Here is a 2,918-nt window from a genome sequence, read left to right as displayed (position 1 = left end):
TCATCGGCGACCCCGCGGTGAACACGCTGATCGCCACCATGAAGAGCGGCGGCAGCATCGATGCCTGACCTCGCGCCCCTCCCGCTGGACCCGCGCGCCATCCGCCTGGACGCCATGGCCGCCTCGCGCGACGACGCGATCAGGCAGTGCGGCCAGGCCCTGCTCGACGTCGGCGCGATCGAGGAGCCCTACATCGCCACGATGATCGAGCGCGAGCAGGTGCTGTCCACCTACGTGGGGGAGGGGGTGGCCATCCCGCACGGCACCTCGGCGGCCAAGCACGCCGTCCACCACGACGCCCTGAGCGTGCTGCGCTTCCCCGCCGGCGTCGACTGGGACGGCGAGCCGGTCACCCTGTGCGTCGGCATCGCCGCCCGCGGCGACGGGCACGTACGGCTGCTGTCGGAGCTCGCCCAGATCCTCATGGACCCCGAGCGGGCGAAGGCCCTGCGCGAGGCGTCCGGCCCCGGCGAGGTCCTGCGCCTGCTGGGCTCCGCCGGCCCGTCCACCAGAGAGGAGACCTCCGCATGAAGGTCGCCCGGTTCCACGCCCCCGGCGACATCCGCGTGGAGGACGCGCCCGAACCGTCGCCGGGACCCGGCGAGGTGAAGATCCGCGTCCGCAACTGCTCCACCTGCGGCACCGACGTCAAGATCTACAAGCACGGGCACCACCACATCCGGCCGCCCCGCGTGATGGGGCACGAGATCGCCGGAGAGGTCGCCGAGACCGGCGCCGGGGTGACCGGCTGGACGGCCGGCGACCGGGTGCAGGTGATCGCGGCGATCCCATGCGGCCGCTGCGAGGAGTGCCTGCGCGGCCGGCTCACCGTGTGCCCGAACCAGGAGTCCATGGGCTACCACTACGACGGCGGCTTCGCCGAGTACACGGTCGTGCCCGCCAAGGTCCTGGCCGTCGACGGGCTCAACCGCATCCCGGACGGGGTCGGGTTCGCCGAGGCGTCGGTCGCCGAGCCGCTCGCCTGCGTGCTCAACGGCCAGGAACTCGCCCGCGTCGCAGGCGGCGACGACGTGGTCGTCATCGGCGCCGGCCCCATCGGCTGCCTGCACGTGCGGCTGGCCCGCTCCCGCGGGGCGCGGCGGGTCTTCCTCGCCGACCTCAACCCCGGCAGGCTCGCCATGTCCGCCGAACGGGTACGGCCGGATGCCGCGATCAGCGGACAGCAGGTGGACATCGTGGACGAGGTGCTCAAACTGACCGGCGGCAGAGGCGCGGACGTCGTGATCACGGCGGCGGCCTCCGGCGCCGCGCAGCAGCAGGCGGTGCAGATGGCCGCCCGCCAGGGGAGGATCAGCTTCTTCGGCGGCCTGCCCAAGGACGACCCGGTGATCGCCATGGACGCCAACCTGGTGCACTACCGCGAGCTGACCATCGTCGGCGCGAACGGATCGAGCCCCCGGCACAACGCGCGGGCACTCGATCTGATCGCCACCGGCGCCGTCCCGGTGGCCGACCTGATCACCCACCGTATCCCGCTGGCGGGGGTGCTGGACGGGCTGGAGATCGTCGCCCAGGGCGCCGCGATCAAGGTGACCGTCGAACCCTGACCGGCCCCGGACGCCCGTCCGCGGGTTCCCAGATCACCGCCCCGGCCACGACCCCGCCCGCCCGAGGTCTCCGCCACGTCCAGTCCGCCCGTCCGGCTCACGACAGCCGGTCAACCGCCTCTCCGGCTCGGCCAGGTCCGTCCACTCCGCCCCGCTTACCCAGGTCCATTCCGTCCACCCGGCCATGTGTCCCGTTCGGTTAGCTCCGTCCCCGCCCACCCGAGGTAGCGAAATGCCAGAGAAGACCGTCACGATCGGCTCCCGCAGCGGGTTGCACGCCCGGCCCGCGAAGATCTTCGTCCAGGCCGCCGCCCGGCAGGGCGTACCGGTGCGAATCTCGGCCGGCGAGCGGCCGCCGGTGCCGGCGACCAGCATGCTCGGCGTCCTCGCCCTCGGCGCGGTGCAGGGCACGCAGGTGACCCTGCAGGCCGACGGCCCGGGCGCGGAGGAGGCCCTCACCGCCCTGGCCGAGCTGCTGGCGCGCGACCTGGACGCCGAGGAGCCGGCCGATGCCTGAGACCGGCCCGGCCACCGGGGGCGAGCGGACACGTGAGCCGGAAGCACCCGATGCCGGCCGGGCATCCGGGAGCGGCGCGCTACCGGAGACCGTTCGTGGCCTCGGCGTCAGCCCGGGACGGGCGGCCGGCCCCGCCCATCGGATGGCGGGCCCGCCGGTGCTGCCGCCGCCCGGCCCGCCCGGCGACCCCGCGCGGGAGACCGCGCTGGTGGCGCGCGCCCTGAGCGAGGTCGCCGGGCACCTCGAACGGCGCGCCGCCGAGACCGCCCGCCCCGATGCCCGCGCCATCCTGGAGGCGCAGAGCCTCATGGCCGGCGACCCCGCGCTGCTGGAGTCGGCCAAGGAGGCCGTCCGCTCCGGCCTGCCCGCCGCGCACGCCCTGGACGCGGCGTGCGGCCACCACCGCGACGCGCTGCTGGCCGCGGGAGGGTACATCGCCGACCGGGCCGGCGACCTGGACGACGTCCGCAACCGCGCCGTCGCCGCCGTGCTCGGCCTGCCCGTGCCCGGCGTGCCCGAGCCCGGCCACCCGTTCGTCCTGGTGGCCGGCGACCTGGCCCCCGCCGACACCGCCGGGCTGGACCCGGCCACCGTGCTCGCCCTGGTCACCGAGAAGGGGGGCCCGACCAGCCACACCGCGATCCTCGCCCGCGCGCTCGGCCTGCCCGCGGTCGTGGCCTGCCGCGGCGCCGGGGACATCGCCGACGGCGCCCTGGTGGTCGTGGACGGGGAGAGCGGCGAGGTCGAGGTCGGCGTGACCGAGGAGGCCGCCGAGGAGGTCCGGCGGCGGGCGGCGGCCCGGCATGCGCCCGGAGCCGGCGGCTCCGGGCCCG

General features: G+C 75.7%; 4 protein-coding genes. All 4 read left to right on the top strand.

Features of this window, described 5'->3' with window-relative positions; translation table 11 throughout:
* Positions 1–60: 60 nt before the first annotated feature.
* Complete coding sequence (locus tag IEY93_RS16275) at positions 61–531, top strand: PTS mannitol transporter subunit IIA (RefSeq protein WP_189163894.1); 471 nt, start codon at positions 61–63, stop codon at positions 529–531.
* On the top strand, positions 528–1,568 hold the full coding sequence (locus IEY93_RS16270) for a zinc-dependent dehydrogenase (RefSeq protein WP_189163893.1): 1,041 nt from the start codon (positions 528–530) through the stop codon (positions 1,566–1,568). The genes IEY93_RS16275 and IEY93_RS16270 overlap by 4 nt, the downstream gene beginning before the upstream one ends.
* Before the next feature lie 232 nt (positions 1,569–1,800).
* Positions 1,801–2,085, top strand: coding sequence for an HPr family phosphocarrier protein (locus IEY93_RS16265; RefSeq protein WP_189163892.1), 285 nt, complete (start codon positions 1,801–1,803; stop codon positions 2,083–2,085).
* The coding region (locus tag IEY93_RS38205; protein WP_268241558.1) for a PEP-utilizing enzyme at positions 2,078–2,918 on the top strand (841 nt) is incomplete at its 3' end. The genes IEY93_RS16265 and IEY93_RS38205, both read left to right, overlap by 8 nt.

It is taken from the genome of Sphaerisporangium melleum, assembly GCF_014646695.1.
Lineage (GTDB): Bacteria > Actinomycetota > Actinomycetes > Streptosporangiales > Streptosporangiaceae > Sphaerisporangium > Sphaerisporangium melleum.
The sequence above is the reverse complement of the archived record's forward strand: the minus strand, read 5'-3'. Positions and strand labels throughout refer to the sequence as shown.

What these genes read in the sequence shown, in the direction of transcription:
- IEY93_RS16275 (WP_189163894.1), top strand. Translation starts at nt 61, where the DNA reads ATGCCTGACCTCGCGCCCCTCCCGCTGGACCCGCGCGCCATCCGCCTG.
- IEY93_RS16270 (WP_189163893.1), top strand. Translation starts at nt 528, where the DNA reads ATGAAGGTCGCCCGGTTCCACGCCCCCGGCGACATCCGCGTGGAGGAC.
- IEY93_RS16265 (WP_189163892.1), top strand. Translation starts at nt 1,801, where the DNA reads ATGCCAGAGAAGACCGTCACGATCGGCTCCCGCAGCGGGTTGCACGCC.